Annotated in this window: 2 protein-coding genes; both read left to right on the plus strand. The window is 38.8% G+C overall.

Features of this window, described 5'->3' with window-relative positions:
* A partial coding sequence (locus ACFIKX_RS07670; protein WP_375646117.1) for an autotransporter outer membrane beta-barrel domain-containing protein occupies nucleotides 1–316 on the plus strand: 316 nt, incomplete at its 5' end.
* Between the two features lie 178 nt (nucleotides 317–494).
* Nucleotides 495–2,919: autotransporter outer membrane beta-barrel domain-containing protein (locus ACFIKX_RS07675; RefSeq protein ID WP_375628265.1), on the plus strand; the 2,425-nt coding region annotated here is incomplete at its 3' end.

Below are 2,919 nucleotides of genomic sequence, written 5' to 3' on the forward strand. Positions count from 1 at the left end.
AGGAAAATTTCATCAATGGGTGGGGCGTGTTGGTGGGCGTTTAAGCAAGACGTTAGGTGTTGTGGAAGAGGGACGTGAAGTTTCTTTTTATAGTAAGCTTTCTTATTTGCATAGTTTTGAAGATAAGCAATTCGTTTCTTTTAAAAACGATTTTCAGTTAGGTTCCTTTGGTTCTTCTTTGGAAGCAGGGGTTGGGTTTAATGCCCGTCTCTCATCAAAACTTTCTCTTCGTGGAGATGTCACTTATCAGCATAGATTTAAGAAAATTGGTTTTTCTGGAACGAGTTTCTCTGCTGGATTGCGCCACCTTTTTTAGCGATACATAAACTATATAGTAACTTATATATAACTTATATATAAGTATATAGTGTTATATTAAGTATTAAATTAAATATTTCATTTTATATTTATTGTATTTTGAGAACTTTATTAGCTTAAATATAGATATTATTCTTCAATGAATAGAAGTAGGGGAATAGGAGGCGGCAAGAGTTATGATTTATGTATTTCATAAATATGTATTTTTATGCAACGTTACAACAGCTATTCTTTATTTTTTGCAGGTTACGTATGTTAATGCTGCAGGATCTTCAAGTGATGCAGGAGGGGCATTTTATAAATGCGATGATAGAAAAACACACTTTCTCGCAGATAAAATCTATTACTTAAAAAGTTCTCAAGAGACGTCTGCTCATATTGCACCTATTGCAGCTATATATGTAGAAAAAGCAGGCACTATTGTTAATGCGTCTCAGATAACAGTTTATGGCGATGATCCAGATAAAATATCTGCGTATGGGGCGTATGTAAGAAATGGTGGAACAATTAATCTAGTAGCTTCAGATTTTAAGAATATACCTGCTCTTCGTGCTCAAAATGCCGTTATTAGCATGACAGTAGGGGAAATTAAGGGGACTTCACATGCTATTTATGCATGGGGGAGAGGAACGGATATTGCTTTAGGGAGTGTGAATATCAATATTGAGCCAGATAACTTGAATGTAAAAGGGATCGGTATTATGAGTGGTTTTGATGCAATGGTTAAAATGACAGACGGTACCGTTAATTTTAACCAGATTGGCTCATTTTCAACTCGATTTGGGGGGCGCTATATTCTTGATACTATGGGGATTACGGGGCAAGGAAGGAGGGAGGAAACTTTAACAGATGGTGATCGAGCTATGGGGGTATTGCCAGAAGCTTTTGAGGTTTTTCAAGGTGGTGACGTTCATTTGAAAAACAATTTTATTCAGCTGAACCATATGCATGCATTCTTGATGAAAAACTTTTCAGGTTATGTAAATGATAATGGTAAGTTAATTCAAAAATATATTTCACCAGATGGCTTTAAGAATACAAGTATTAAGATAGAAAAAAACAATATTTCTGTTCAGGGTGAGGGAGTATATGGACTGTGCTTTAATGTTTTAGCTCCAGAAGAACTTGCTAAAATGTTGAGGCAACGAGATGATGAAAAAATTTTAGAAACCAAAAAAGTTATCACGGGGAGGGCATTTGTTTATTTATCAGAGACAAATATGACAGTTCCAGACGGGATTGCGATTTATGCGAAGGGGAATAAAGACTATGAAGTAAAAGGCACTCTTGAATTATCGGATGAAACAAAAATCTCTGGTGATTTGTTGCTAAAAGCTGAAAATAATGCTTCTCTATTGGTGAAAGCAAACGCTTCCTCTCTTACAGGAGGTACGCGTGTTGAGGATAGATCGGTTATTGATTTAGAGTTAATTCGTTATTCAAAATGGTATCTTACTAAAAGTAAATACAACGGTTTACAGGAATCTGTTTCATCGCTTTCTTCTCTAAGTCTTTCCAATAGCACATTGATCTTTGATGAAGGTAGTGGTTATCAAACGCTATGCATTGGAAAAAAAGCAGATATAGGTGCAGGAGATAAAATTCTCGCATCAAAAGATAAAAAAGTCTACAGTGCTGAGGGAAACGCTCAGATTAGGTTGAATGCATTTTTGAATGATGAGGGTTTGTTTAATCCCCAAAAGACGGATCGCATATTGATCTATGGGGATGTTTCTGGAACGACATTCATTCATGTGCAAAATTTTCCAAAATATACAAGTAAAGAAGTCTATGAGGGAAAAAATCAAAGCATTTCACTCATTCAAGTTGCTGGAACAGCGCAGGCAGGTTCTTTTCGACTCGCCAATGGTTATGATGATTATACTACGGTGAAAGGTTTTCCTTATCAATATCGTATTCGTGGTTATGGTCCAGGTTCGCCCTTTGGAGAAGCAGATGCTACGCAAAGATTAGTGGAAGGTGAGGGGGAATTTTGGGATTTCCGACTCGAAGGGGTTTATATTTCTTCTAGAATAGGTTCTTATAATGGTCCATTTGGTAAACCTTCTTCGTTTTCATTATCTCATCCTGTTAATCCTCCATCTTCTCCCCCCAATTCACTTTCTACGTCGTTGATATCTGACTCTCCTTCTTCTACGTCCTCTGGTCCTGTTGATCCTCCATCCTCTCCCCCCGATCCACTTTCTACGTCTTTGACATCTGACTCTCCTTCTTCTACGTCCTCTGGTCCTGTCGATCCTCCTCCTCCCGATCCATTTTCTACGTCGTTTATGTCTGACTCTCCTTCTTCTACGTCCTCTGGTCCTGTTGATCCTCCATCCTCTCCCCCCGATCCACTTTCTACATCGTTGACATCTGACTCTCCTTCTTCTACGTCCTCTGCTCCTGTCGATCCTCCTCCTCCCGATCCATTTTCTACGTCGTTTATGTCTGACCCTCCTTCTTCTACGTCCTCTGATCCTGTTGATTCTCCACGCCCTGATCCACTTTCTATGTCGTTGCCATCTGAGCCCTCTGCTCCGGAGGACACTTCATCTCTGGATACTGTTTCTCCTCCTTCTGCCCCTGTTGAACCAAAGC

The organism is Bartonella sp. CM86QHHN, from assembly GCF_042194695.1.
Taxonomy (GTDB): domain Bacteria; phylum Pseudomonadota; class Alphaproteobacteria; order Rhizobiales; family Rhizobiaceae; genus Bartonella.